Genomic DNA, 26,834 nt, shown 5'->3' with positions numbered 1-26,834 from the left:
ATCTAGAGGCCCAACACGTGCGCGTCCCTCATCTCACCGGCAACTCGCCGAACACTGCGTCCAACAACACAACCCGCCCTGAACAGCAGAAATGGCGCCCACACAAACCTCAGGAGCGCCACATACGTTCTAAGATTGTTTGACGCGATGCTGGGGGGCACAGGTCATGTCGGTTGGGTCACAGGTCATGTCGGTTGGGTACGGACGAGCTTTCGCGTCGTACGCAGGTCCACAGAAGAAGCCCGTGATAGACGGCTCCCTGCTGCGTGAGATATCCGAGGTCGCGTGCCTGGAGAACCAAGCCTGCGCCCGCAAAGTGGCGCTGGCAGCCGCCATCTGGGACTCGTGCGTCCATCAGACCGTTCAGATCGGTGAGCACATCATGGATGCCGGAAACTACGCCGCCTCGGAAACCGCCAAGGCCCTGGGTTGCTCCAAGACCGTTGCCGACACGCTCGCCGATGTGGGCATGGACCTGCGGCTTCGACTCCCTGCGGTCAAGGCAGCGTTCGAGGCGGGTGAGCTCGACCTGGCCCGGGTGCGAGCTATCTACCGAACGACGAACTGCTACTCACTCGAGGCCGCGCAGCGCGCGGAATCGGAAATCCTCCATGCTGCGCGACGCATGTCCTCCGGTCCACTCGCGACCGAGATCGCCGCGACCATGCAGCGCATCGCCCCGGACGAGACAGCTGAACTGCGCAAGAAGCTGGCCAGCCTGACGCGAGTTCGTTACCGCCACAAGGACGTACTCGCCACTATCGAGGCTGATCTGGAAGCCGCCGATGCCGCAGCCTGCTGGCAACTGATCAACGAGATGGCTGCCACCGTGTGCAACCGGGATCCCCGCACGCGCAACCAACGACTCGCCGCGGCATATTCGGCGCTGCTGCGCCGCGAGGAGTACCTGCCGTGCAGCTGTACGGAAGACGAGGACCACCCTTGTTCGGCGAAACGGGAGGTGCCGGACAGGCGCGCACCGCTGACCACCGTGACTATTGACCTCACGACCCTGGCGGGCCTGTCGGACCTGCCCGGTTATCTCGCGGGACACGGACTCATCGATGCCGAATACGCGCGAGAACTTGCCGCCAACGGAGACTGGCAGCTCATCCTGACCGAAGCCTCGAACCTGGCAGCAAAGCTGGGGGTCGATGGCGACAAGGCGGCCGGTCTTGCTAGCAGCGTCGGTTTGGGTGGCGGAGGAGCGGCGGGCACTCCTGTCACCTTCCATCCGCTGGGCAGGGGGCTGCGACGGCGCGGCTCGAGTTTTCCAGAGCGCGCAGCGTCGGGATCACTCGATCGCGGCCCGAAGGTGCCTGTCGGTGGGTGCTATCGCGGTTCGTACACGCTCATCGCCGCAATGGAGGCCGCTATCGCGTCCAATCCCGCGCTGGCGGAAGCGGTTCACCCCGATGGCCACGGGGGTTTCACCGAACCGCCCGCAGGCGCGCTCAGCTACCGGCCCAGCGCTGCCCTCGCCGACTGTGTACGTCACCGCGACCGCACGTGCCGTCATCCAGGCTGCGACGTACCCGCAGCCAGTTGCGAAATCGACCATGTCGTGCCCTATCGTCACCGAGATCCAGCGCGGGGAGGCTGGACGGTATCGACCAATCTGCACTGCCTGTGTCGCTACCACCACATGCTGAAAACCATGGGTGTGTGGATTCCAAGGATGCTGGCCGGCGGGGCCGACTACTGGGTGTCGAGCTCGGGGACAACCGCAATCACGTTGCCCGGCAGCGTGGTCGGCACTGCGGATCTGTCCGGCGAATCCCTGATCCCGCACATTCCGCGAAAACGGTTAGCGAAATGCAGCACAGATCCCGCCGAGCCGGCCGTCGCGAGCGCAACAGCAGCCGCCGGTTCAGCCGCAGACACCGCCGATCCGGCGCCGTTCTGATGTGCCGTGCTGATGTGTGTCGGCCACTACCGGTCGCGGAAGCGCTGCAGAACCTCGCGCATCGTGTGCGGATAGATACCTTCCTCCGCCAGTTCCTTGCGTGTCGAGCGGCGAGTGAGCAGAACGCCGACGATCGCGACGAACCACACCGGGTACTGGGCGAGGAACGCCACCCGGAAAGCCTCGAAGGTGTACCCGCCCATCACTTGCAGAACCCCACCGATGGCCGCGATGACCAGAAGCGAGGCCAGAAAGCCGCCGACATTGACCATGCCCTGCGCGGTGCCGAGATTCGCACTCGGATTGAACGTACGCGCATAGTCGAACCCGATGACGCTGCCCGGGCCACCGACCGAGACGACAACCACCAGCACCACCAGCAACCACAGAGGAGCCGGGCCTGGCAGCGCCAGCACAACAGCCCAGATCGCGGCGTTGCTGACCATGATCGTGAGCACCAGCCACGACCGACGCATCGGGTACCGGCCCGTCAGAATGCCCAATCCGATACCGGAGATGACCGCCGAGATCACCGACAGCGACAGCAGCGTTCCTGCCGCAGTGGTCGACAACCCCTGCGCCGTGGTGAGATACGGAATTCCCCACAGCAGCGCGAACACCGTGATCGAGAACTGAGTGCCCATGTGCGTGAAGAAGCCGAGCTTGGTGCCCGGCCGCTTCCACACCCGACCGATCGTCGCCAGCGTTTCCCGTATCGTGGTCGGCTCGGTCAATACTTCGGCACCGGGCGGGGAATTGCGGATCAGCGCCAGCGCCAGCACGAACGCCAACAATCCGAGCGAGGCCGCACTCGCGAAGGCGAACGTCCAGCCCGACCCGTGCAGAATCATAAGGAACGGCACCGCCGAGAGAATCTGCCCCGACTGCCCGAGCAAGCCGGTCAACTGCGACACGATGGGAACTCGCCGGTTGTCGAACCACTGCGGTACGAGACGAAGCACCGAGATGAACGTCAGGGCATCACCGACCCCCACGAGCGCTCGAGCACCGACCGCAACCGGCAGGGACTCCGTCGTCGCGAGCACGAGCTGCGCGATCACCATCAACAGGGCCCCGAGCGCGATCATCTTGCGCGAGCCGACCCGATCGAGGATCGCACCCGCCGGGATCTGCATCCCGGCGTAGACGACGATCTGCAACACGACGAACAGGGAGAGCAACGACGGGCTGACTGCGAAACGGTCGGCGGCGTCGAGACCCGCGACACCGAACGAGGTCCGGTGCAGAACCCCGACGATGTAGGCGAACACACCGACGCCCCAAACCACCCACACAGTTCTCACTGCAATCATTGTGCCGGGTGCGCTGTGAAAAGATTGCAGCCTGCGCGACTCGACGACGAGAAAGTGAGCAGACGACATGGCCGACGGACACATCCTGCTGTTGAACGGGCCGAACCTGAACATGCTCGGTACCCGTCAGCCCGAGGTGTACGGCCAGGAAACGCTCGCCGACGTGGTCGCACTGTGCCAGCAGACCGCCGCTGCACACGGCCGCACAGTCCGCGCCGAACAGTCCAACCACGGGGGCCAGCTCATCGACTGGATCCACGAGGCCCGCGGAGTAGCTTCGGGCATCGTCATCAATCCCGGTGGCCTGACGCATACATCGGTCGCCCTCCGCGACGCCCTCGTCGTTCCGGAGATCCCGATCATCGAGGTCCACATCAGCAACGTCCACGCCCGCGAGGAGTTCCGGCACCACTCCTTCGTCTCGCCCATCGCCAGCGGTGTCATCGCAGGCTTCGGCGTGGCCGGATACGGCTACGCGATCGAACGGCTCATCTCACTCACCTGACCGGCCTTCACTTGACCGGCACTCACAGCCAGGGCTCAGGTTCGTACCCCTATCCTGGCTTAGGACTTGGACGAGTTCGGCGAGCAAGGGACCTTTCGCAGTGAGCAACAACAGCAAGAAGAAGGCACAGGCGGCCACGGCGGCTATGCAGGGCAAGAAGGACAGGGGCAGCCGCACGCTGATCCAACTCGGCGTCGCGGCGGTACTCATCGCCCTGATCGCGGTCATCGGTTTCAGTATCGCCTCCAAGAACTCCGATGACACCGCAACCGGTGCCACCCCGTCGGCGGTCACCGCGGACGGGGCCATCAGAATCGGTGAGCCCGACGCCGACGTCGTCGTCACGGTCGTCGAAGACTTCCAGTGCCCGGCGTGCAAGCAGTTCGAAGCCCTCAGCGGGGACACGCTCTCCGAGTTGACCGCCGACAACACGATCGCCGTGGATTACACGCCGATCTCGATCCTGGATCGAGCGTCGTCGACCAATTACTCCACTCGCGCCGCCAACGCCGGCATCTGCGTCGCCGAAGCCGACATGGCCGCGTGGCCGAGCTGGCACGAGGCAATGTTCGCGCAGCAACCCGCTGAGGGCGGCGCCGGACTGAGCGACGACGAGCTGATCGCCATCGCCGAGACAGCAGGGGTCGACAGCTCCGAACTCGCGAGCTGCATCACCGACGGCAGCTACAACGACTTCGTAGCGACTACGACGCAGACCGTGCTCGAGTCCGGCGTCACCGGCACCCCGACCGTCTCGGTCAACGGCACCGTGGTGGCCAACCCGAGTCCGGACGGCCTGCGCACCGCAATCGCCGACGCGAAGTAGGCCCCGCAGTGAAGCCTGCCCGCGCCACCGCCTGGGTCCTCACGGTCGGCGGATTCCTCGGTCTGCTCGCCGCACTGGCGTTGACCATCGAACGCATCGAGCTCCTCCAGGACGCCTCGTACGTGCCGTCGTGCAGCCTGAATCCGGTCCTCTCGTGCGGCACGGTGATGACCACGGAGCAGGCCGCCCTGTTCGGATTCCCCAATCCGATCATCGGCATAGTCGCATTCACCGTCGTCCTCGTCACCGGTGTACTGACGCTCGCACGCATCGCTCTGCCGCACTGGTACTGGCTGGGCCTGACCTTGGGCACCCTGCTCGGCGCGGTGTTCGTCCACTGGCTGATCTACGAAAGCTTGTACGTGATCGGCGCGTTGTGTCCGTACTGCATGGTGGTGTGGGCAGTGACAATGCCGATCCTCGTGGTCGCGCTCTCGCAGCTGGTCGGCAACTCCCGGGTGGGCGGCCTGTTCGTCGAATGGCGTTGGACGATTCTCGCCGTCTGGTACGCGGTGGTGATCGCAGCGATCGGAATCCGCTTCTCCGACTACTGGGCAACCCTGGTGCCTTAGCCACAGCGACCGGACCTACAGCACCGCCACCGCATCTATCTCGACCAGCAACTCAGGCATCGCGAGACGAGCGACCTCGACGACGGTCTGCGCTGGTCTGGTCTCGGGGAACAGCTCGCCGAGGATGCCGGTGTAGATGTCGAGGTCGCCGATATCGCGGAAGTAGACCGTCAACTTCACGACGTTGTCCAGCGCACCGCCCGCCGCGTCGAGGATCAGCCGGATGTTCTCGAACGACAGGCGAATCTGCGCGTCCACGTCCCCGACGCCGGCGAAGCTACCGTCGGCTGTGATCGCGGTCTGCCCGGACAGGTAGAGCGTCCGCTCGACGTCGCGGACGACGACGCATTGGGACAACAACTGGGCACCCGGATCCCACACTGTGCTTGGTGACAGCACCTGCTTGTCGATGACGCGCTCCTTCTGTGACGAATACGAATCTCAATGTAACGGTTCACAGAACTGGTACGCGTTCTATAACGCTCCGCAATCCGCACCGACAGTGCATGATGATGTGAGCCAGCTCACTGAGATGAGTTCGGTACGAAAAGGTCGGGGAGAGCGCGAGCACCAGGAGTTGTTACATGGCAGGCGACCCCATCGCAGTCATCGTTGCGGTAATCGTGTCCGCCGCAGGAGTGGCAGCAGGCACGGAACTACCCCCGGAGATCGCGGACGGTGCTGCAGGTATTGCCGCATCCGCGGAAGAATCGGCACCTGCACTGCAGAAGCAACTGGACGACATGCTCGGCGCACTACCCGAGCCGGCTCGTGAGACCGCCGAGACAATGCTCGAGGACGCAGCAGCCGCCGTCGAGGGCGCGGCCGAACCCCTGCTACCCCCGGCGCCCGAGGACGCAGAGCCGTCCGACCCGTCCGAGCCCGCCGAGTCCGAGAGCGGGCCGCCCGCCGAGCCCGCGACGACCAACTCCATCGTCTCCACTGCCGCTGTCTCCGCGACGGTTCCCTCTGCAGGAGCGGCGTTCTCGTCGATCTTCCCGAGCAGTGCAGGCGGCATGCAATTCGGCACATCGACCTTCTCTCTCGGCGAACTCGCGTCCCAGACCGCGTTCATGCCCGCCGCCGAAGCCATTCGGCGCGCACTGTTCCCTGGTATGCCCGCCACGTTCACCGGAGTCTCGACCTCCCCCATCGGCGCGATCACCGCCTTCGTGCCGTGGCTGATGAAAGCCGGTGCCATCTGCGACGGTGTCAACGCCCCGACCATCGCCGCCCTCTATGCGGCCGAGAACGGGTTCCGTCACGGGCCCACCGCCCCGGTATCGAGCAGCGGAGCCCGAGGCCCGGGCCAGTTCATGCCCGGCACCTGGGCCAAGTACGGCAAGGATGCCGACGGAGACGGTGTCGCCGACGTCAACGGCATTGCCGATTCCGTCATGGCTTCGGGCAACCTGCTCTGTGACATCAACAAGCAGGTCGAGCAGTGGAAGTCGCAGGGCCGGGTATCCGGCGATTCCCTGGATCTGACCCTGGCCGGCTACAACGCCGGCGCCGGCGCTGTGCTTCGGTCGGGCGGAATGCCCTCGGGTCTACCGGACTACGAGAATCAGACCAAGCCCTACGTGGCGAAGATCCGCGCCACCGAGAGGCAGTTCGCGGCGCTGCTCAACCCGTTCTCGTCCCTCGATCTCGGCACCATCGGGGCCCGCGCGGTCAACTCGGCGATGGACTACCTCGGCCTCCCCTACGTCTGGGGCGGCGGCAACATCAACGGTCCGTCCGGCGGCGGGTTCGACTGCTCCGGCCTGACCTCGTATGCGATGTACCGCGCGTCGGCCGGTGCCGTGACGCTCCCCCGCACCTCTGAAACCCAGTGGAATGTGGGCACCGAGATTCCGCTGGAAATGGCGCAGCCGGGCGACCTGCTCTTCGGGAACTGGCAGTCGGCCGGCCCCGGACACGTCGCGATCTACATCGGCAACGGTCAGATGGTCCACGCACCCCAGCGCGGCGACGTCGTCCGCGTCGGCGACGTGTTCGACGGCATGAAAGCGCGCCGGGTGCTCTGACGGAAGGCTCCAGCGATTGCTCTGACGGAGTCAGGGGGTAGGTTCGAGCGCGAGCACCGACCCCGAGACGAGGAGCACGCCTGTGACCACCGGAGCCGGCACCGAACCCCAGAGCTTCACCGACGAACTTGCCCCGCCGCCCCCGGTCGGCGAAGGATTCGAGACGGGCTGGACCGTTCGCACCGCCGACGTCGATCCCGACAATCGCCTGCGGTTCGACGGCATCGCCCGGTATCTCCAGGACATCGGCTCGGACAACCTCGACGCGACGCCGCTACATGCCACCGATCCGTTCTGGATCGTCCGCCGCACGGTCATCGACGTCATCGAACCGGTGCACTTCCCGGACCGGGTGCACATGCGACGCTGGTGTTCCTCGATGTCGACGCGATGGTCGAACATGCGCGTGCAGATCTCCAGCGGCAAGGGCGCCTCGATCGAGACCGAGGGGTTCTGGATCAACATCAGCGCAACCACCGGAATGCCCACGCGCATCAGCGACGAGGCTCTGGAACTGTTGGCCCGCACCACCGACGAGCACCGACTTCGGTGGAAAGCATGGCTCACCGAACCAGTGCCTGACGCATCCGAGACCGACACACCGTTCCCGTTGCGCGCCACGGACATCGACTCGTTCAACCACGTCAACAATGCCGCGTACTGGCATGCCGTCGAAGAGTTCCTGGTCACTCACACCGAGTTGGTGCGCGAGCCGCACCGAGCCGTGATCGAGTATCTCTCGCCCATCCTCGCGAGCGAGCACGTCATCATCCGCCACCGCTACGAGGGCGGCGCGCTCACCCTGTGGTTCGTGGTGGACGGGTCCGTGCGCTCGGTGGCGAAGGTGGCGCCCAAGCTGTGACGGTCGAGCTTGCCGCGCGGAGTGTGCGGAAGCTCGTCGACGACGAGTATGCGTGCGGGCATGCTCGGGCTCGGCAGCACAGCACGAAGATGCCTACGGATATCGGCAATCTCAGGCCGCTGCGGGCCGAGCACCACCGCCAGTCCGGGTACCTCACCCATCCGCTCGTCCGGCACCCCGATGCAGGCCGCCTCGGCGACCCCGGGCACCTCGAGCGCCGCCGCCTCGATCGGCGCCAGTTCGACTTTCAGTCCCGAGCGATTGATCACCTCACTGCCGCGCCCCAGTAGCGTCAACGCGCGGCCGTCGACCGTCCCCCTGTCGCCCACTGTCATCCACCCGTCCACCGGCCCGCCTGTCACACCGGATTCGGTGAGGTAGCCGTCGAAGAGCATGTCGCTGCGAACATGGACGATGCTGTCGCGAACGTCGGCCTCGACCCCGTCGAACAAGGTTCCGGCTCCGGGATCGACGCCACGATCGTAGGAGACGAAGCTCAGCTCCGAGGCGCCGTAGAAATGCGTGAGCGACGCGTTCGGCAGCACGGTCTGCAGTGCGACTCGGCCTTGGGTCGGCCAACGCGCCGCGCTCGAGAGCACGGCGCGGACACTGGGAACGGAGTCGACGCCGGATCGGACGAGATCCCACGCGATGGTCGGCACCGAATACAGATGGGTCGGCTCATCGGCCACCGCCGCGACGAGGGGGCGCACGTCGACCGTCGCACCGCATGTCAGCCCGTGCAGCGCGCCGTAGAGGAAGTGGGTGTGGTCGAGCACACCAGGGGTGCAGAGTCGATCACCGCGGCCGATGTCGAACACCTCGTCGCTGCGGTCCAACGTGCGTGCCCACGACAGCTGGTTGCGGACGAACAGTTTCGGCTCACCGGTGGTACCCGAGGTGACACCGAGCAGCATCTCGTCGCCGGGCTCGGCTCTCCCGTGCGAACCGTCTGCATCGAGACCGGCGACCGGGTGATCACACCCCCACTGCCGCAACCGTCGGTGCTGACTCGGCGCCGCCAGTACCGCGGCGGGGCGGGCGAGATCCATCACCCGCGTGAAGTGTTCGGGGAGAAGGTGCCGGTGCAGTAGCACCACCCCGGTTCCCGACGCCATCGCCGCGGCGACCGCCACGAGCGAGGAGACATCCGACGTCGGCAACACCGCTACCCGCGCCATGCCGCGCATCCCGGCCGCGGTGCGCGTGACTCGGTGCCAGAACTCGGCGTACGTCACCACTTCCCGGCGATCGACAACAGCCGCTGCATCCGGGATCTCGACGACGCGACGGGCAATGCGGTCGGTCAACAATTCGGACATGGCACCTCACACACTCTCGTCATCCCACTCGTCCTCGTCCCAGTCATCCTCATCCCAGTCGTCGTCGACGCCGCGCGCGACGAGTGCATCGCCCATCGCGTCGGCGGTGCGCAATGCCCGCACGAGGACGGGTGTGGCCAGCGCCGTCATCGACCACTGCAGCCCGCGGGCTTTGCGTGCCTCCGAGACCTCGTGCACGATCGTCGCCAGCATGGGGATGCAGCGGATCGCCAGGGCGAGCATGAGACCGACCCGCTCGGGATCGACGCCGAAACGGCGCAACGGCCCGAGTGCACGGGTGACGGTGTCGAGCATGGCGGTCACGCGGGTGGTGACGGTGACCAGCGCGGCGAGGGCCACCGAGATGAGCAGGACTCCGCAGACGACGACGGCGCGTTGCCAGGAGGTGATGATCAGCTGGAACGTCCCGATGATCAACAGCATCCACAGCACCGGACGCAACTGCGCCACCGCGATTTTCGCCGGGATCCGCGCGACCGCGAACAGCGCGGCAACTGCGGCGGCCACCGCCAGCACTTGAAGTGGAGTTCGCACCAGAATTGCCACCGCGAGAATCGTCGTCACCAGCAGTATCAGTTTCGCCCCCGCAGGGAGCCGGTGTATCGGGGACGTGCCCGGCCGGTACAGACCTATCAACTGACACGGCCGATCATTCGACGAGCTCCCGGTATGCGGGAACAGCGTCGCTCGGCGTGCCGTCGAACGCGACGAGCCCATCGTCTATGACGACGACACGCTCGAAGCCTTCCAGCAGCGCGAGCTGATGGGTGACGACGATGACCTGCTGGTCGATCGAGTCGAGGGCCTGCGACACGACGCGGGCATTGCGCAGGTCGAGCAGAGTGGTCGGCTCGTCGGCGATGACGACCTCGGGCCTGCGGATCAACACCGCGCCAATCGCCAGCAACTGCTTCTGGCCTCCGGAGAGCAAGTGAGCAGGGTGCTCCGCATGGCCGGCGAGCTGGAATCGAACCAGAATTTCCTGCACCCGATCCGCGATCTCTACCTTGCTCAGTCCGGACCGCCGCAACGAGAAGGCAAGGTCCTCGGCCACCGTCGGCATGACGATCTGAGTGTCCGGGTCGGTGAACACGAAGCCCACCTTCTTGCGAACCTGGGCGCCCTTTTTCGCGGGGTCGACGCCGTCGACGGTCACGGTGCCGGAATCGGGTGCCAGCAGTCCGTTGACGGTGCGGGCCAACGTCGACTTGCCGGAACCGTTGGAGCCGATGATGCCGACTCGCCGCTCGGTGATCCGCAGGCTGATCCCGCGCAGCACCTCGCGCTCACCGAAAGCATGGCGCACCGAATCGAACACGATCTCACTCACCACGCACGCTCCACGATCATCGCTATCCCTTGGCCGCCGCCGATTGCACACGCCGCCAGGCCCAGTTCCGGGCCGTTCTCGGTGAGCATCTGATGCGCCAGTCGAACGAGCAGAACGGCTCCCGAGGCACCCCAGGGATGACCCATCGCGATGGCGCCGCCCTGCGGACACAGGGTGTTCTCGTCGATGCCCAACCGGTCGGACACCGCCAGCACCACCGAGGCGAACGCTTCGGTGATCTCGACGATCCCGATATCGGACAGTGCGATTCCCGTACGGCGCAGTACCTTCTCGATCGCCGGGACAGGTCCGAGCCCGGGCAGTGCTGGATCCGATCCGGTCACAGCCGACCCGAGTACCCGCAGCGCCGGCAGGCCTTTCGCCAGAGCCTCCGAGGTCACCGCTACCACTGCGGCCCCGTCGGAGATGCCGCACGAGTTCCCTGCAGTCGCGGTGCCGTCGGCGGTGAAGCTGGGACGCAGCCGCGCGAGCCGAGCCTGCGTCATGTTGGGGCGGATACGTTGATCGCGTTCGATGCCCGCGACCGGCACGATCTCACCCGTGAAATCCGTCGCCGCCGCCAGTGCGTGCGAGCGGGCAGCGTACGCGTCCTGCCGCTCCCGCCCGATCCCGCAGGCCTGCGCTAGAGCGTCGGCGGCGACACCCATGTCCGGGTCCGGGAAACCGGACGGAGCGAACGGCGCGCGCGTGTATCGGATCGGTTCCGCTTCGCCCTCGGGCGGCCAGAAGCGCCACGGAGCGGTGCTGGCGGATTCCACTCCGCCCCCAAGGATCAGTTCTTCCTCGCCGCTGCGTACGCGCATCGCCGCCTGCATGACCGCATCGAGCCCGGAACCGCACTGTCGATCCACCGTCACACCGGGGACTTCGGCGCCCAGTCCGGCGCGCAACGCCGATACCCGTGCCGGATCGCCGCCGGGCCCGAGGCAGTTGCCGAGAACGACATCGTCGACGTCCGCGTCACACCCCGACTCCCGCAGCGTCGCGAGCGTGGCGGCCAGGACCGGGGCAGCGAGATCCGTCGTCGTCAGTGCCGCGAAGCCGTGACCGGCGTTGCCGATGGGCGTACGCCAGGGAGCGACGAGCATCGCACTCGAACCGAACGCGTTAGGGCCGGCGGTCATGAATACGAGTCTTTCACCCGGCCGCGGGCGATCTTGCCACTGCCGGTACGTGGTAGCTCGTCGACGACGGTCCATCGCCGCGGCAGGGCTGTGCTCTGCAGGCGTGCTCGAGCCTGCTGCTTTATCGGCTCCAGGCGTCCGCCCGGCTCGAGTTCGATCACCGCCGTCACCGTCGCACCGAGCACGGCATGAGGAGTGGCGATGGCCGCTGCGGCGCGGACACCGTCGATATCACCCAGGACCCGTTCGACATCCTCGGCGAGGACGGTCGTTCCGCCCACGTCGATGGCCGCATCCCCGCGGCCGTGTACGACGAGTTCGCGGCCCGGGCCCAGCTCGGCGATATCGCCGACGCCGACCCACTCGTCCGTCCCCAGCGCTGCGTACGGCGAGCGTACGAAGAGGAGTCCGCCGCGGACCTCGGCTTCGACGTCCTTCAACAGGGTCAGTGAAGACGGAACGACGCGGGCAGCGACGAGGGAGAGTTCCGCGGCGCCGTAGTACTCGACAACTCTCAGACCGTCGGCTTGCTGCTCGGCGGCTCGATCGAGAGCCGTCCCTGCGACGATCACCGTTCGAAGATCGGGTGCAGTCCCGAGCAGCTTCCTGAGCACTGCAGGTACGGCATGCGCTGCCGTGGCAGTGGCAGGGTTGTCGGTGACGCAGGCCCCGAGCCACAGCGCGTGAACGGCGCCGAAGAGATGCATCGTGGCGTGCAGCGGTCCCGTCACGAGGACTTTGTCGGCCGGGGTGAGACCGACGAGGGAGCTGAATTCTTCGAAACTGCTCGTCCACGACGCGGCGGTCCGCGCGAGCGGTCGCGGGGTACCGGTGGATCCGGACGTGCCGACGAGCAGGAACGCTCCGTCGGGCACGGAAGTTCGGTGTGGCCGGGCGGCCGGATCTTCGACATGGACGACGGCGCCCTGCCGGACGGCGGCGAATACACAGACGAGCGCCTCGGGTGGTGACAGCTCCGAAGCGTCGTGCACGGCCGCGGCGGGCCAGCGATCGACTGCCTCGTCGAACTCGGCGTAGGTGAGCACGGTGCCGGCCCAGTCGATCGCCGGGTCCCGCCCCGAGCCGCCGAGCCTCACTTGGTGATGAGGCCCGGGTACGCGCGATGAACGCTCTTCGCCACGACGGTGGCAATGACGACCTTCGCCAGGTCGCCGGGAACGAATGCGAAGTTGGTCGAGATCGATGCCCACACCGCGAGGTCGGTGCGCAGCAGCAACCCGATGGTGCCGAACACGTAGATGACCACGATGCCGCCGAGCGCGTTGATCAGCAGGCCGAGTGCGAGGGGATACTTCGGCAGGATGCGCGCGGTGAGCAGTCCGATGACGAAGGCTGCGGGGATCCAGCCGATCAGGTATCCGGCGCTCGGACCGGCCAGAGCGGTGAGTCCGGTGCGACCGCCGGAGAGCAGCGGCAGCCCGATCAGCGTCAGCGCGATGAACACTGTGACGGCGGCGGTGCCCTTGCGGGCGCCGAGGATGGCTCCGGCGAGGATGACGCCGAGGGTCTGCAACGTGATGGGGACGCCGCTGAAACCGACGGTGATGGCACCGGGCAGCCCCAGAGCGGCGATCAACGCGGCGAACACCGCGATCTGCGCCATGTCTCGGGCAGAGAACCGCACCTTCGAGACCATCGACTTCTTGCCTACTGATTGCTTCACTGCGCCCACCGTGACTCCTCGTCGTCAAAACTTGAACGGCGTTCAAGGTAGCAGGTGAGCCGACCCGGTAGCCAACGAGCCAACACCGTTTACGGTGGAGGTATGGAGAAGACCAGAACTCTCGTCCTCATGCGACACGGCAAATCCGGGTATCCCGAGGGCACTCCGGACCACGAGCGCCCCCTCGCGCCGCGCGGTCGACGAGAAGCCGGTCTCGCCGGGACCTGGATCACCGAGCACGTCGGCGTCGTCGACGCGGTGCTCTGCTCCACGGCCCAACGCACCCGCGAAACCCTCACAGCCACCGGCCTCGGCGGGGCTGCCCGTTTCGAGAAAAAGATCTACGGCGGGTCGGCCGACGAGATCATCGAGGAGATTCTGCTGACGGACTCCGAGGTGAGCACACTGCTCGTCGTCGGGCACGAACCCGGAATAACCTGGACCGCCTTGGAATTGGCCGAGGACGACGACTCGGAACTGGCCCGAACCATCCGGCATCGATTCCCCACATCGGCACTCGCCGTGCTGACCACCGACCGCGACTGGGCGGACCTGGTGGCGGGCACCGCCACCATCACAGACTTCTGCATCCCCCGCGCAGAAAGCTAGCTCAGCTGCGGACCTTCGCGACGACGAAGCCGACGACGCCCAGAGCGATGAGTAGCAGCAGCGCAGTTCCGAACCCGGCGAGCCACCACACGACCGCGAAGACGACCAGCGCCGGCGCTGCCGCGATCAATGCGATGCCCGGGTTCTCCCGGACGGTTTCGAGTGCCGTCTGCGCGTGCACTCTGTCGAGCTTCTTGCCAGCCATCGCCAACCTCCATCAGTCCGGTATGTCTATTTCTCCACAGTAGCTCGCAACGCCATCGAAAGATCGATCAGCGCGGCGTCGGACTCGAACAGTGCATCACGGTCGTAGGTGGACGTCGAGGCCAGAATCTCGTCGGCGCCGGTGCGCTGGATCAGCTCGACTACTCGGTCGGCGACCTGATCCGGTGTGCCGTGCAACCCTGTCGCGATCGATTTCTCGACGCGCTCGCGCATCCTGGCCGGTGCCGCGTCGAGGTCGATATCCCGCGGCGAGGTCAAGGGCGGGAACTCCCCCGTCTGCCTCGACTGCGCCATCGCCCAGGCCTCCGGCAGCACCAACTCGCGGGCACGTTCTTCTGTCCGAGCGACCGTGATGTCCAGGGAGACGATGACGGTGGGGTGCGGGTTCTGCTCGGTCGATCGGAAGTCGCGACGGTACTGCTCGAGCGCGGCCCCGTCACCCTGCAGGATCGGACCGCCGACCACCACTGGCAGGCCGGCTTTCGCTGCGATTTCGAGACCCTGCCCGGTCGCGAGAACGAACATCGGCGGCTGCGTTGTCCATTCAGGCGGAACTGCCGGCCGCACGGTCACCGGGCCGGTGCCGGTCAGGTAGCTGAGTAGTTCATCGATGTCCTCGGCGAAGGCGTCGGGTTCTTCTCGGCCCGAACGCAAGGCCTTGCGAACAGGCTCGGTGAATCCGAGCGAACGCCCCAGTCCGACGTCGACGCGTCCGCGGTAGAGCGCTTCGAGCATCGCGAACTGCTCGGCCACGACGAACGGCTGATGGTTGGGCAGCATCACTCCGCCGGACCCGATTCGGATGCGGGAGGTTCTCGCGCCGATCGCGGCCAGCAGCACCGGCGGCGAGCCGCTCGCGATACCTGGAACGCCGTGATGTTCGGCCACCCAGAAGCGGTGGTAGCCCAACATTTCCGCGTGGGCTGCCCGCTCGATCGTGGCCGTCAGCGCAGCCGCGTCCGGAAGTCCGATACGGGTGCGGGAGCGATCGAGGATGGAGAGAAGCACCCTTGCCACAACCTCGATTGTGAGACGCATATTTCTTGGGTTCGAGGACCGGAACTGTCCGCAATCGACGAGATAGTTGTTCTACACCGACCTGAGGAGAACAGCATGGACATGAAACTCGAGCTCGTCATGATTCCCGTCTCGGACGTGGACCGCGCGAAAGACTTCTACACCGGCATCGGATTCGTTGCCGACCACGACGCCTGCCCTTCCGAGGACATCCGCTACGTCCAACTGACGCCTCCGGGTTCGGCGTGCTCGATCGCCATCGGCAAGGGCATCACCAAGGCAGTGCCCGGCAGCGTCGAGGGGATGCTCGTCGTCGTCGACAATGTCGACGAAGCCCGCGACCACCTGGTCGCAGCAGGCTTGGACATCGCTCCCGTCGAAGACCTCGGTTGGGGCAAGTTCGTGTTCTTCAGCGATCCCGACGGCAACGAGTGGGCCGTCCAAGAACTGCCCAAGCCCTAGAGCAGGAGGGCGGCGCGGAGGCCGCGGTGATCCGAACCCGGCAGGTCGACGGTACCCACCTCGGTCACGGCGGCCCCGCGCACGAGGATGTGGTCGATCGCGATGAGCGGCGGAATCCGCATGTCGGCGTGGTAGGTCGCGAGATGGCCGGCGCCCACCTCGATTGCCGCGTCTCGGTACGAGCCCGTCAGCAAGTTTCGGTAGAGCTTGTGATCGAAAGTCGCGTTGAAGTCACCGCCGACGATGACGGGGCCGTCCTCGGCTGGAATTTTCGCGAGCATCTGCCGGATCGACGCCAACTCCCGTACCCACCCCTGCGGTGATCGCGGCCACGGCGGGACCGGATGAAGCGCGAAGACCAACGGCGTCGGTCCACCCGGCACCTCGACCCGGGCCGAGAGCTGTTCGGCCGCATAGCCGTCGTGACGCATCACATCGTCGAGCGGATGCTGCGAATAGATGCCCGACCCTTCGCCGCCGCCCGCCAGACTGACGAACGAGTACGGCAGATGCTCGGCCAGGCCGGCGGCGAGGAGCCTCTCGTGCGCGCTCGGCGTCAACTCGACGACAGTGAGAACGTCCGGGCGGTGACGCTCCAGCAGTGCGACGATGGCGTCGGCGTCGGCTCCGCCGAGCAGAATGTTCGCGTGCAGCACGGTGAAGGGCGTGCCCAGCGTGTTTGTGTCCCGGACCGATTCCTTCGCCCGGAACCGTCGCGCGACGAGCGGCCACTGCGTCCACGCTGCCGCCGCCATGACGGCCAGGCCGAGGAGCGCCCCCACCCAACCCACTCCGATCGTGAGCAGCACCGTGCCGGGCACGGAAGCCCACATGGGGGTGCGGGCCAATGCACCGGCCACCAGCACGCTCTGGCGCGTCGAGTCGACGAGGTGGACCGCGATGGCGAGGATCGCGGCCGTCACGAAAACCGCACCTATAACGATGTACATCACGGTGATTCTGTCACCCCCACCTGTGGAGGGCCTGGGAGGTTTCACTGTTTCAGTGACGCTCGGTCGCTTTTCCTCGGTCGGGTAAGGAACAATGACGATCGAGTCGGGTTCGAGCGCAGGGGATATACACAACGTGAAACGTAGGAAACTGCTTCAACTGGCGGCTGCGGGTCTGGTCGGTCTGACCGTTCCTCCGCTTGCGACGGCCGGGCGCGCGGGAGCGTTGCCCATCGGCGTCGACTCCATCCGATTACTGGTACCGGAATTATGGGCCGACCCGCCGCGCCCGCCCGATCACACCCCCGTCATCGTCATCGGTTCGGGCTTCGGCGCCAGCGCTGCCGCGCTTCGTCTCGCACAGGCAGGTACCGACGTCACCGTCCTCGAACGCGGCCTACGCTGGCCGCGCGATCCTCGGCGTGAGATCTTCACCGCCGATATGACCGCCGACGGTCGTGGTCTCTGGCGACAGACCTCCTTCACCAACATCACCGGCCTTCCCGTCGGACCGGTCGATTACTTCGGCGGGGTACTCGATACGACCCGCTACGAGAATCTGTCCGTGTGGCGAGCGGCCGCCGTCGGTGGTGGCTCGGTTGTCTACACCGGCGTCACCATCGCCCCCGATCGCCGCTACTTCGACCTCTCGTTCGGTGGCCGACTCGGTTACGACGAGATGGAACGCACCTGGTACCCGAAGGCGCGCTCGATGCTGCTGCCGTCGATCATGCCCGCGGACATCTACAACAGTCCGAGCTTCACGCACTCACGCGTCTGGGACGACCACGCCCGCCGCGCTGGTTTCACGCCCGAGCCCGTGGACGGCAACTGGAACTGGAATGTCGTGCGTGACGAGATATCTGGGCACTCGCGACCGTCGGCGACCGTCGGCGCCAGCACCTTCGGCAACTCCAACGGCGCCAAGCACGACCTCACCCAGAACTACATCCCACAGGCGGAGGCCACCGGTCGCGCGCGTGTGTGCCACAGCCACGAGGTCGCCTCCATCGGCACCGAATCCTCGGGCCGCTACCGCGTCGAGGTTCGACGGCTCTCCCCCGAGGGCGAGGTGCTCGAAATCCGTACTCTGACATGCGACAAGCTCGTACTCGGCGCCGGATCGATCGGCACCACCGAACTCCTCATGCGCGCTCAGGCCACGGGAGCTCTCGCCAATCTCAACGAGTTCGTCGGTCGGGGCTGGGGCACCAACGGTGATGCCACGATGACCCGCTCCCTCGGCCCGATCGCGGCCGTCTCGCAGGCGTCGCCGTGCGCTTCGCGAATCACCGACGAGACCAATCTGCCACTGACAGTGGAGAACTGGTACGTTCCGGGAGTGCCCACGGACCTCGGCTTCCTCGCCTCTCTGGGGATGACCATCGACCCACTGCGCGCGGACTTCCGGTTCGACACCGCCACCGACTCCATGTCACTCTCCTGGCCCAAGGGCGGCAGCCGCGAGACCGTCGAATCGCTGCGTGCAGTGAACAACAGGATGGCGCAGGCAGGTCGCACCGTCGTCTCGGCGGAGCCGTTCACCCGCGATGTGGACGACACGTTCACCGCCCACCCCCTGGGCGGTGCTGTGCTCGGCGACGTCACGGACTCCTACGGACGCGTCAAAGGACACCCCGGCCTCTACGTCGTGGACGGAGCGCTCATCCCCGGGAGCACGGGCGCGGCGAACCCCTCGTTGACCATCACCGCCCTCGCGGAACGCAACATCGCAAAAATCATCGCCGACGGAGAGTAGAGAATCGATCTCGATGACCACCGTGTATGTGTGGACCGTGAGTCTGCTGCTCTTCGTCAACGAACTGATGATCCTTGCGGCACTGGCATTCGCCGGGTATCGACTCAGCGGCCGCGGCACCGTCGGCTGGGTGGTTGCGGTGCTCGCCGTCCTCGCGGCCGCGACGCTGTGGGGGCTCTTCGCCGCGCCGAAGGCAACGTTCGACATCCCGGCGATGGTGTGGGTGGTGAAGCTCGGACTCTACGGAGGTGCCACCGTGCTCCTCGCCGTCGCGGGTGCGCGCACGTCCATCGTGGTGGGCTTCGCCGTGTTCTCGGTGGTCATCAATGCCCTCGCACTGATTCCACCGGTGAGCACCACGACGCTGTAGTTCCGGGACCCTACTGAGATGAGAAAAGCCCCGCACCCTCGAAAGAGGTTGCGGGGCTTTCCAATGTGAGTGGAAGTACATAGCGGGCTATGTACTTCCACTCACATGCGACGAAGTCGCCTAGCGGTATTCGTTGGAGAAACCGTAGTCGTCGAGCGGCACTGCGGCACCGGTGTTGGCTCCGAAGCCATCCGGGCTGTAGTACTGATCGTCGTAGGACGGCACCGCGTATGCCGCGGCACGTGCCTCCTCGGTGGGCTGCACCTGGATGTTCCGGTACCGGTTGATGCCGGTACCAGCCGGGATGAGCTTACCGATGATGACGTTCTCCTTGAGACCGATGAGCTTGTCCGAGCGGGTGTTGATCGCCGCATCGGTGAGCACACGAGTGGTCTCCTGGAAGGACGCTGCCGACAGCCACGAATCGGTCGCCAGCGACGCCTTGGTGATACCCATCAGGACCGGACGTCCGGCTGCGGGCTCGCCGCCCTCGGACACCACGCGGCGGTTGGACGCCTCGAACTCGCTGCGCTCGGTCAGTGAACCGGGCAGGAACTCGGTGGAGCCGGAGTCGATGATCGTCACACGACGGAGCATCTGGCGCACGATCGTCTCGATGTGCTTGTCGTGAATCGACACACCCTGCGACCGGTACACCTCCTGGACCTCGTTGACCAGGTGGATCTGCACCTGGCGAGGACCCATCACACGTAGAACCTCGTGCGGATCGGCAGCACCTTCCATCAGCTGCTGGCCGACCTCGACGTGGTCACCGTCCGCCAGCAGGCGCTCGGTGCCGTCGTCGTGCTTGAACACGCGCAGACGCTGACGCTTGGAGAGCTTGTCGTAGACAACCTCTTCGCCGCCGTCGTCCGGGACGATGGTGATCTTGTAGAAACGATCGCCGTCCTCGAGCTGGATGCGTCCCGACACGTCCGCGATGGGAGCCTTGCCCTTCGGCACACGTGCCTCGAACAGCTCCTGCACGCGAGGCAGACCACCGGTGATGTCATCTCCGGCGACACCACCCTGGTGGAAGGTACGCATGGTCAGCTGGGTGCCGGGCTCACCGATGGACTGTGCGGCGACAATACCGACGGCCTCACCGATGTCGACGAGCTTGCCGGTGGCCATCGAGCGGCCGTAGCAGGTGGCGCAGACGCCGGTACCGGTGGTGCAGGTGAGCACGGAGCGCACCTTGACCGACGTGATGCCCGCTTCGAGCAGCGCGTCGATGGCCGGATCGCCGAGGTCGTGTCCACGAGCGACGATGACCTTGCCGTCCGCGTCGACCGCATCGCTCGCCAATGTGCGGGCGTACGTGCTGGTCTCGACGTGAGCGTCACGAATCATCGTGCCGTCGGCCAGCTTCTCCGCGATGGTCGTGTTGATGCCGCGCTCGGTGCCACAGTCGGTTTCCCGAACGATGACATCCTGCGAGACGTCGACGAGACGACGCGTCAGGTAGCCCGAGTCGGCGGTACGAAGCGCCGTGTCGGCCAGACCCTTACGAGCACCGTGCGTGTTGATGAAGTACTCGAGGACCGTCAGGCCTTCCTTGAAGGAAGACTTGATCGGACGCGGGATGAACTCACCCTTCGGGTTGGTCACCAGGCCCTTCATACCGGCGAGCGACCGCACCTGCGTCATGTTTCCGGCGGCACCGGACTTCACGATCATCGGGATGGGGTTGTCGTCGGGGAAGTGCGCCTCCATGGCCTTACCGACCTGCTCGGTCGCGTCCTGCCAGATCTTGACCAGTGCGGAATTGCGCTCGACCTTGTCGAGGGCGCCACGCTGGTACTTCTTCTCGATCTGATCGGCCTGAGCCTCGAACGTCTCCATGATCTGCGGCTTCTCCGGCGGCACGAGCACGTCGGAGATCGAGATGGTGACACCCGAACGCGTGGCCCAGTAGAAGCCGGCGTCCTTGAGCTTGTCGACGGTCTGCGCGACGACGATCATCGGGTAACGCTCGGCGAGATCGTTGATGATGGTCGCCTGACGCTTCTTCGGCATCTGCTCGTTGACGAACGGGTAGTCCGCCGGGAGCAGCTCGTTGAAGAGAACGCGTCCCAGAGTGGTTTCCGCGATCCAGGCCTCGCCGCGACGCCAACCCTCGGGGAACCGTTCGGTCTCGATGTCGCGCGGCGGACGCTGCTGCGTCAGCCGGACCTTGATCAGTGACTGCACCGTGAGCGATCCACGGTCGACAGCCATCTGAGCCTCGGCCGGGCTGGAGTACGCACCGAACTCGGCCACGTCGGTCTTGGCATCGGCACGTTCACCGATGGCACCGTCGTCGAGACGCGTCAGGTGGAACAGGCCTGTGACCATGTCCAGACGCGGCATGGCGAGCGGACGACCCGAGGCAGGCGAGAGGATGTTGTTCGAGGACAGCATCAGGATGCGAGCCTCGGCCTGAGCCTCCGCGGACAGCGGAAGGTGGACAGCCATCTGGTCACCGTCGAAGTCGGCGTTGAACGCCTCACAGACGAGCGGGTGCAGCTGGATGGCCTTGCCCTCGACGAGCTGTGGCTCGAACGCCTGGATGCCCAACCGGTGCAGGGTAGGTGCACGGTTCAGCAGCACAGGGTGCTCGGCGATGACCTCTTCGAGAACGTCCCACACCTGCGGACGCTGACGCTCGACCATGCGCTTGGCCGACTTGATGTTCTGCGCGTGGTTCAGATCGACCAGACGCTTCATCACGAACGGCTTGAACAGCTCGAGAGCCATCAGCTTCGGCAGACCACACTGGTGCAGCTTGAGCTGAGGACCGACGACGATCACCGAACGGCCCGAGTAGTCCACGCGCTTACCGAGCAGGTTCTGACGGAAACGACCCTGCTTGCCCTTGAGCAGATCGGACAGCGACTTCAGCGGACGGTTGCCCGGTCCGGTGACCGGACGTCCACGACGGCCGTTGTCGAACAGTGCGTCGACCGACTCCTGCAGCATCCGCTTCTCGTTGTTGACGATGATCTCGGGCGCGCCGAGGTCGATCAGTCGCTTGAGGCGGTTGTTGCGGTTGATGACACGGCGGTACAGGTCGTTGAGGTCGGACGTCGCGAAACGTCCACCGTCGAGCTGCACCATCGGACGAAGCTCCGGCGGGATGACCGGAACGGCGTCGAGAACCATGCCCATCGGCGAGTTGCGCCCGGCCTGGAATGCTGCCACGACCTTCAGACGCTTGAGCGCACGAAGCTTCTTCTGGCCCTTGCCGCTACGAATGGTCTCGCGCAACGACTCGGCCTCGGCGTCGACGTCGAAGGTCTGCATGAGCTTCTGGATCGACTCGGCACCCATGGCGCCGGTGAAGTACTCGCCGTAGCGGTCGATGAGCTCGCGGTAGATGAGCTCGTCGACGATGAGCTGCTTCGGCGTCAGCTTCGTGAAGGTGGTCCAGATCTCCTCGAGACGATCCAGTTCACGCTGCGCGCGGTCACGGAGCTGACGCATCTCGCGCTCGCCACCATCCTTGACCTTGCGGCGCACATCGGACTTCGCGCCCTCGGCTTCGAGCTCGGCGATGTCGGCTTCGAGCTTCTGCGCGCGGGCCTCGAGGTCGGCGTCGCGCTGATCTGCGACGGCCTTCTTCTCGACCTCCATCTCGGCCTCGAGCGTCGAGAGCTCGTTGTGGCGGAGCTCGTCGTCGACCGTGGTGATGACGTAGGCGGCGAAGTAGATGATCTTCTCGAGATCCTTCGGTGCCAGGTCGAGCAGGTAGCCCAAGCGCGACGGAACGCCCTTGAAGTACCAGATGTGCGTGACGGGTGCGGCCAGTTCGATGTGGCCCATGCGCTCACGGCGAACCTTGGCGCGGGTGACCTCGACGCCGCAGCGCTCGCAGATGATGCCCTTGAAGCGGACACGCTTGTACTTACCGCAGTAGCACTCCCAGTCCCGGGTGGGGCCGAAGATCTTCTCGCAGAAGAGGCCGTCCTTCTCGGGCTTGAGCGTGCGGTAGTTGATGGTCTCCGGCTTCTTGACCTCGCCGTAGGACCACTGACGGATGTCGTCCGCAGTGGCAAGGCCAATGCGAAGTTCATCGAAGAAGTTGACGTCGAGCACGTAACTTCCTTTCCCCGTTTATGGGTGTTGTGCTGGAAGAGCAAATGAGAAAAACGCCTGCCGGACCTGCGCTGAGCAGGTCCGGCAGACCGAGAACTACTGCGCTAGGTCGTCGACGGTCGCAGCTTCGTTGCGGGAGAGGTTGATACCCAGGTTGGCTGCGGCGCGCTCGAGATCCTCGTCGTCACCGTCGGCCATCGTGATGGCAGCACCGTCCGAGGACAGCACCTCCACGTTGAGGCACAGCGACTGGAGCTCCTTGAGGAGCACCTTGAAGGACTCGGGGATACCGGGCTCCGGGATGTTCTCGCCCTTGACGATGGCTTCGTACACCTTCACGCGCCCGACGACATCGTCGGACTTGATGGTGAGAAGCTCCTGCAGCGTGTACGCGGCGCCGTAGGCCTGCATGGCCCAGCACTCCATCTCACCGAAGCGCTGACCACCGAACTGAGCCTTACCACCGAGGGGCTGCTGCGTGATCATCGAGTACGGCCCGGTCGAACGAGCGTGGATCTTGTCGTCGACCAAGTGGTGCAGCTTGATGATGTACATGTAGCCCACCGACACCGGGTACGGGAACGGCTCGCCGGAACGACCGTCGAACAAGGTGGCCTTTCCGTCGGAGCCGACCATCTGCTCGCCGTCGCGGTTGGGGATCGTGCTGCCGAGCAGGCCGGTCAGCTGATTCTCCTTGGCGCCGTCGAACACCGGGGTGGCGATGTTGCTGTCCGCCGGTGCCGAGAGCATCTCCTCCGGCAGACGCTCGGCCCAATCGGGCCTCGTGCCGTCCGCCGCGATCTGTACGTTCCAGCCGGTCTTGCCGATCCACCCGAGGTGGGTCTCCAAGATCTGACCGATATTCATACGACGCGGAACACCGTGGGTGTTCAGGATGATGTCGATCGGAGTGCCGTCGGGCAGGAACGGCATGTCCTCCTGCGGAAGGATCTTGCCGATGACGCCCTTGTTGCCGTGGCGGCCGGCCAGCTTGTCGCCGTCCTGAATCTTGCGCTTCTGGGCGACGTAGACACGGACGAGCTCGTTGACGCCGGGAGGCAGATCGTCGTCGTCATCGCGTGAGAACACGCGGATGCCGATGACCTTCCCGCTCTCGCCGTGCGGCACCTTGAGCGACGTGTCACGAACCTCACGCGCCTTCTCACCGAAGATGGCGCGCAGCAGGCGCTCCTCGGGGGTCAGCTCGGTCTCGCCCTTCGGCGTGACCTTTCCGACCAGCACGTCGCCGTCACGAACCTCGGCACCGATTCGGATGATGCCGCGCTCGTCGAGATCCGCGAGGACCTCGTCGGAGACGTTCGGGATGTCACGGGTGATTTCCTCGGCACCGAGCTTGGTGTCGCGGGCATCGATCTCGTGCTCCTCGATGTGGATCGAGGTGAGAACGTCCTCTTCCACGAGGCGCTGCGACAGAATGATCGCGTCCTCGTAGTTGTGGCCTTCCCACGGCATGATCGCCACGAGCAGGTTCTTGCCCAGAGCCATCTCACCGTCTTCGGTGCAGGGACCATCGGCGAGGACCTGACCGGTCTCGACGCGCTGCCCCTCGTCCACGATCGGACGCTGGTTGGCGCAGGTGCCCTGGTTCGAGCGGGCGAACTTGCGCATCCGGTACGTCTTGCGGCTGCCGTCGTCGGCCATGACCGTGACGTAGTCCGCGGAGACCTCTTCGACGACGCCCGTCTTCTCACTGATGACGACGTCACCGGCGTCGACAGCGGCACGCAGTTCCATGCCGGTACCGACGAGCGGGGACTCGCTCCGCACCAGCGGAACGGCCTGACGCTGCATGTTGGCACCCATGAGTGCACGGTTTGCGTCGTCGTGCTCGAGGAACGGAATCATCGCGGTTGCGACCGACACCATCTGGCGAGGCGAGACATCCATGTAGTCGATGTCGGAGGACGAGACGAACTCGACCTCGCCACCCTTACGACGGACGAGAATCTTGTCCTCGGTGAAGCGGCCGCTGTCGTCGATGAGCGCGTTCGCCTGTGCGAGCGTGTGGCGATCCTCTTCGTCTGCCGTGAGGTAGCTGACATCGTCGGTGACCTTGCCATCGACGACTTTGCGGTACGGAGTCTCGATGAAGCCGAACGGGTTGACCCGCGCATACACCGACAGCGAACCGATCAGGCCGATGTTCGGGCCCTCAGGGGTCTCGATGGGGCACATACGTCCGTAGTGGGACGGGTGCACGTCGCGGACCTCGAGGCCGGCGCGCTCACGAGAGAGACCGCCAGGTCCAAGAGCTGACAGACGACGCTTGTGCGTCAGACCCGACAGCGGGTTGTTCTGGTCCATGAACTGCGACAGCTGGGAGGTTCCGAAGAACTCCTTGATCGCCGCGACGACGGGACGGATGTTGATCAGGGTCTGCGGCGTGATGGCCTCGACGTCCTGAGTGGTCATACGTTCGCGAACGACGCGCTCCATGCGGGACAGGCCCACGCGGATCTGGTTCTGGATCAGTTCGCCCACCGTGCGGAGACGACGATTGCCGAAGTGGTCGATGTCGTCGACCTCGACGGGAACCTCGACGCCACCGGGAGCCGTCATCGACGTGTCACCGCCGTGCAGACGCACCAGGTACTCGATGGTGGCGACGATGTCTTCCTCGGTCAGGGTCGACGCCACGATGGGCTGACCCGAGTTGAGGCCGAGCTTCTTGTTGATCTTGTAGCGACCCACGCGAGCGAGGTCGTAGCGCTTGTCCTTGAAGAACAGGTTCTCCAGAAGAGTCTGCGCGCTCTCCTTCGTGGGCGGCTCGCCCGGACGCAACTTGCGGTAGATGTCGAGAAGCGCCTCGTCGGTTCCGGCGGTGTTGTCCTTCTCGAGGGTGGCCATGAGGATCTCGGAGAAGCCGAAGCGTTCCGTGATCTGCTCGGTGGTCCAGCCGAGAGCCTTGAGCAGCACCGTGACGGGCTGGCGACGCTTACGGTCGATACGAACACCGACCGTGTCGCGCTTGTCGACGTCGAACTCGAGCCAGGCACCGCGACCGGGGATGACCTTGACGCTGTGCAGGTCCTTCTCCGTCGTCTTGTCGACCGAGTGGTCGAAGTAGACGCCGGGGGAACGGACGAGCTGCGAGACGACGACGCGCTCGGTTCCGTTGATGATGAAGGTGCCCTTGCCGGTCATCATGGGGAAATCGCCCATGAAGACCGTCTGGCTCTTGATCTCACCGGTGTTGTTATTGATGAATTCGGCCGTGACGAACAGCGGAGCCGCGTACGTCATGTCCTTGTCTTTGCACTCGTCCATCGAGGCCTTGACCTCGTCGAACCGTGGATCGGAGAAAGACAACGACATCGAGCCCGAGAAATCCTCGATGGGAGATAGCTCGGTCAGGATGTCCTCGAGACCACCGGAGACACTGCTGTCTCCGCGTGCGGCGGCACGGTCGCGCCAACTCTGCGCACCTACCAGCCATTCGAAAGAATCCGTTTGTACATCGAGGAGACCGGGTACCTCCAACGGCTCGCGAATATTCGCGAACGAAACCCTCCTCGGGGCTCCCGGTGTTCCGACAACTGCCTTGGTCTGGCTAGAGACTGCCAAGATGCGTCCTTCCAGCACCTCACGCGGGCCGCTCGTGCAGTGCGACCGCCGCTGTATCTGCTTGCTTTATGTGGGGCGAATTCGCTGGTCGCGACCAGACCGAATCCCCACTGCAACATCGGCAAAGCAAACGCTTTACAGACAAGCAATCGAGAGGTGGACAGGAGGCAGCCAGCGCAACGTCCAAAGGTACCCCAAACGCGCACACAGTGCAACAGGGGCATCAAAAGTAGCACCCGAGATCAGGACCGGCGTGGCCATGAG

23 protein-coding genes are annotated in these 26,834 nt (G+C 65.3%); 10 read left to right on the top strand and 13 right to left on the bottom strand.

Going from position 1 to position 26,834, the window contains the following annotated elements:
- The first annotated feature begins 187 nt into the window (after positions 1-187).
- Positions 188-1,906 carry an HNH endonuclease signature motif containing protein gene (locus KVY23_RS03265; RefSeq protein ID WP_230555265.1) on the top strand — a complete coding sequence of 573 codons (1,719 nt, stop codon included), beginning with the start codon at positions 188-190 and terminating at the stop codon, positions 1,904-1,906.
- Positions 1,907-1,932: 26 nt separating this feature from the next.
- Here the strand turns inward: KVY23_RS03265 and KVY23_RS03260 are convergent, their stop codons facing one another.
- Entirely contained in the window at positions 1,933-3,219 is a 1,287-nt protein-coding gene (locus tag KVY23_RS03260; RefSeq protein ID WP_230555284.1) for a nitrate/nitrite transporter, read from the bottom strand.
- Positions 3,220-3,286: 67 nt separating this feature from the next.
- Between KVY23_RS03260 and aroQ the strand changes: the two genes are divergently transcribed.
- The 3 genes from aroQ to KVY23_RS03245 all read left to right on the top strand — a co-directional run bounded on the left by aroQ (position 3,287) and on the right by KVY23_RS03245 (position 5,122).
- Positions 3,287-3,724: a type II 3-dehydroquinate dehydratase gene (gene aroQ, locus KVY23_RS03255; protein ID WP_230555264.1), complete on the top strand. Its 438-nt coding sequence runs from the start codon at positions 3,287-3,289 to the stop codon at positions 3,722-3,724.
- Positions 3,725-3,824: 100 nt separating this feature from the next.
- Positions 3,825-4,550 (top strand): thioredoxin domain-containing protein, encoded by a 726-nt coding sequence (locus KVY23_RS03250; RefSeq protein WP_230555263.1) that lies wholly within the window; start codon positions 3,825-3,827, stop codon positions 4,548-4,550.
- An 8-nt stretch (positions 4,551-4,558) separates the two neighbouring features.
- Positions 4,559-5,122 carry a vitamin K epoxide reductase family protein gene (locus tag KVY23_RS03245; protein WP_075839242.1) on the top strand — a complete coding sequence of 188 codons (564 nt, stop codon included), beginning with the start codon at positions 4,559-4,561 and terminating at the stop codon, positions 5,120-5,122.
- A gap of 15 nt (positions 5,123-5,137) precedes the next feature.
- Here KVY23_RS03245 and KVY23_RS03240 read toward each other — a convergent pair whose 3' ends face one another.
- Complete coding sequence (locus KVY23_RS03240) at positions 5,138-5,521, bottom strand: RidA family protein (protein WP_230555262.1); 384 nt, start codon at positions 5,519-5,521, stop codon at positions 5,138-5,140.
- A gap of 185 nt (positions 5,522-5,706) precedes the next feature.
- On the opposite strand from KVY23_RS03240, the gene KVY23_RS03235 reads away from it, so the two are divergent.
- Positions 5,707-7,152, top strand: coding sequence for a bifunctional lytic transglycosylase/C40 family peptidase (locus tag KVY23_RS03235; protein WP_230555261.1), 1,446 nt, complete (start codon positions 5,707-5,709; stop codon positions 7,150-7,152).
- 82 nt (positions 7,153-7,234) lie between these two features.
- Positions 7,235-8,014 carry an acyl-[acyl-carrier-protein] thioesterase gene (locus tag KVY23_RS03230; protein WP_075839243.1) on the top strand — a complete coding sequence of 260 codons (780 nt, stop codon included), beginning with the start codon at positions 7,235-7,237 and terminating at the stop codon, positions 8,012-8,014.
- Here the strand turns inward: KVY23_RS03230 and KVY23_RS03225 are convergent.
- From KVY23_RS03225 to KVY23_RS03200, 6 genes are read right to left on the bottom strand one after another with little or no spacing between them, the layout of a single operon-like run.
- Entirely contained in the window at positions 7,933-9,336 is a 1,404-nt protein-coding gene (locus tag KVY23_RS03225; protein WP_230555260.1) for a class I adenylate-forming enzyme family protein, read from the bottom strand. The genes KVY23_RS03230 and KVY23_RS03225 overlap by 82 nt on opposite strands.
- 6 nt (positions 9,337-9,342) lie before the next feature.
- The gene (locus KVY23_RS03220) at positions 9,343-9,993 is read right to left on the bottom strand and encodes an energy-coupling factor transporter transmembrane protein EcfT (protein ID WP_230555259.1); all 651 of its coding nucleotides are present in this window, start codon (positions 9,991-9,993) and stop codon (positions 9,343-9,345) included.
- A 13-nt stretch (positions 9,994-10,006) separates the two neighbouring features.
- On the bottom strand, positions 10,007-10,687 hold the full coding sequence (locus KVY23_RS03215) for an energy-coupling factor ABC transporter ATP-binding protein (RefSeq protein WP_230555258.1): 681 nt from the start codon (positions 10,685-10,687) through the stop codon (positions 10,007-10,009).
- On the bottom strand, positions 10,684-11,832 hold the full coding sequence (locus tag KVY23_RS03210) for a thiolase family protein (protein ID WP_230555257.1): 1,149 nt from the start codon (positions 11,830-11,832) through the stop codon (positions 10,684-10,686). The genes KVY23_RS03215 and KVY23_RS03210 overlap by 4 nt, the downstream gene beginning before the upstream one ends.
- Complete coding sequence (locus tag KVY23_RS25070; protein WP_230555256.1) at positions 11,829-12,929, bottom strand: AMP-binding protein; 1,101 nt, start codon at positions 12,927-12,929, stop codon at positions 11,829-11,831. The genes KVY23_RS03210 and KVY23_RS25070 overlap by 4 nt, the downstream gene beginning before the upstream one ends.
- Positions 12,926-13,456 carry a biotin transporter BioY gene (locus KVY23_RS03200; RefSeq protein ID WP_230555283.1) on the bottom strand — a complete coding sequence of 177 codons (531 nt, stop codon included), beginning with the start codon at positions 13,454-13,456 and terminating at the stop codon, positions 12,926-12,928. The genes KVY23_RS25070 and KVY23_RS03200 overlap by 4 nt, the downstream gene beginning before the upstream one ends.
- A 162-nt stretch (positions 13,457-13,618) precedes the next feature.
- Between KVY23_RS03200 and KVY23_RS03195 the strand changes: the two genes are divergently transcribed.
- Positions 13,619-14,125, top strand: a complete 507-nt coding sequence (locus KVY23_RS03195; protein WP_230555255.1) for a histidine phosphatase family protein — start codon at positions 13,619-13,621, stop codon at positions 14,123-14,125.
- 1 nt (position 14,126) lies between these two features.
- On the opposite strand, the gene KVY23_RS03190 is transcribed toward KVY23_RS03195, so the two are convergent.
- Both KVY23_RS03190 and KVY23_RS03185 read right to left on the bottom strand, forming a co-directional pair.
- Entirely contained in the window at positions 14,127-14,330 is a 204-nt protein-coding gene (locus tag KVY23_RS03190) for a hypothetical protein (protein ID WP_075837621.1), read from the bottom strand.
- 26 nt (positions 14,331-14,356) lie between these two features.
- Positions 14,357-15,358 (bottom strand): MsnO8 family LLM class oxidoreductase, encoded by a 1,002-nt coding sequence (locus KVY23_RS03185; RefSeq protein WP_206509974.1) that lies wholly within the window; start codon positions 15,356-15,358, stop codon positions 14,357-14,359.
- Positions 15,359-15,463: 105 nt separating this feature from the next.
- On the opposite strand from KVY23_RS03185, the gene KVY23_RS03180 reads away from it, so the two are divergent.
- Complete coding sequence (locus KVY23_RS03180; RefSeq protein ID WP_206509382.1) at positions 15,464-15,829, top strand: VOC family protein; 366 nt, start codon at positions 15,464-15,466, stop codon at positions 15,827-15,829.
- Here the strand turns inward: KVY23_RS03180 and KVY23_RS03175 are convergent.
- Entirely contained in the window at positions 15,826-16,779 is a 954-nt protein-coding gene (locus KVY23_RS03175; protein ID WP_206509380.1) for an endonuclease/exonuclease/phosphatase family protein, read from the bottom strand. The genes KVY23_RS03180 and KVY23_RS03175 overlap by 4 nt on opposite strands.
- A 136-nt stretch (positions 16,780-16,915) precedes the next feature.
- On the opposite strand from KVY23_RS03175, the gene KVY23_RS03170 reads away from it, so the two are divergent.
- A complete protein-coding gene (locus KVY23_RS03170; protein ID WP_230555254.1) occupies positions 16,916-18,538 on the top strand; it encodes a GMC oxidoreductase in 1,623 nt (540 codons plus the stop codon).
- A gap of 13 nt (positions 18,539-18,551) precedes the next feature.
- A complete protein-coding gene (locus KVY23_RS03165; protein WP_075837619.1) occupies positions 18,552-18,908 on the top strand; it encodes a DUF2568 domain-containing protein in 357 nt (118 codons plus the stop codon).
- A 120-nt stretch (positions 18,909-19,028) separates the two neighbouring features.
- On the opposite strand, the gene KVY23_RS03160 is transcribed toward KVY23_RS03165, so the two are convergent.
- Together KVY23_RS03160 and KVY23_RS03155 are read right to left on the bottom strand one after the other, a co-directional pair.
- Entirely contained in the window at positions 19,029-22,985 is a 3,957-nt protein-coding gene (locus KVY23_RS03160; protein ID WP_230555253.1) for a DNA-directed RNA polymerase subunit beta', read from the bottom strand.
- 96 nt (positions 22,986-23,081) lie between these two features.
- Complete coding sequence (locus tag KVY23_RS03155) at positions 23,082-26,588, bottom strand: DNA-directed RNA polymerase subunit beta (protein ID WP_230555252.1); 3,507 nt, start codon at positions 26,586-26,588, stop codon at positions 23,082-23,084.
- Between the last annotated feature and the right edge of the window lie 246 nt (positions 26,589-26,834).

The sequence above is a fragment of the Rhodococcus sp. I2R genome, assembly GCF_020889545.1.
Taxonomy (GTDB): domain Bacteria; phylum Actinomycetota; class Actinomycetes; order Mycobacteriales; family Mycobacteriaceae; genus Rhodococcoides.
This window is presented reverse-complemented; position numbering and strand designations above follow the sequence as displayed.